Annotated in this window: 1 protein-coding gene; it reads right to left on the bottom strand. The window is 42.1% G+C overall.

The annotated features are described in order from the left end of the window. Positions 1-161 precede the first annotated feature (161 nt). The gene (locus tag AC805_RS16865; RefSeq protein WP_055076472.1) at positions 162-410 is read right to left on the bottom strand and encodes a Ycf34 family protein; all 249 of its coding nucleotides are present in this window, start codon (positions 408-410) and stop codon (positions 162-164) included. Positions 411-734: the final 324 nt, after the last annotated feature.

A 734-nucleotide genomic window follows, 5' to 3' on the forward strand; every position in this document is an offset into this window, starting at 1 on the left:
GGGTTTGATGTCTTAATTTAAGTGAATATAGCTATAAGTAGTTGGGCATAATGAAAACCGAAAATCAAAACCTGTAGCGCAAGCGCAGCTTGCGCTACAGGTTCTGGAATTTTATATTAAATTTTGCCTAGTTACTTAGCTAAACTGAAAACTATGATCTTTTAAGTGGGGACAAGTTCGCCTGGACGCAATTTTACCCATTTCCCCACTTCTGCCGAAAAACTCTCACAGCCAACTACATCCCATTCCATTTGAATATCTTCGGATTCCGTGCGGATATTAACATTAATCGTGGGAGAGAGAGCCTCAAAATCTGGATTTTCGGTTAGATGGGGTTGCTGGTGGAGGCTCTCAACGGAGTGATAGGTGATGCAGCGATCGACATAGGTGCAATTGATGCAGATGCACATGGCAGTTATACCTCATTCATGGGGCTATCCTAACAAAAAATATTTGGTGGCGTTACACCCCAGAGTGCGTAATACCAATTCACGAAAGTGTGACAACACTTTCGTGAATTATAGCTACAGTCACTTGAATTAGGACAAATCAAAACCCAAGGATTAATTGGCGGCGCTTCGCGCCGCCAATTAATCCTTGGGTTTTATGTCCTAGTACACTTGGCGACAGCTATAAAAACCAAACCCAGTAAGGGTTTTCAAAGCTCAAAATGGATACTCTATTTTGAGCTTTGGTACTCCCTTGCCAGTAAAAAATTAGACGTTGCGGCACTT

The organism is Pseudanabaena sp. 'Roaring Creek' (assembly GCF_001402795.1).
In the GTDB taxonomy this organism is placed as follows: domain Bacteria; phylum Cyanobacteriota; class Cyanobacteriia; order Pseudanabaenales; family Pseudanabaenaceae; genus Pseudanabaena.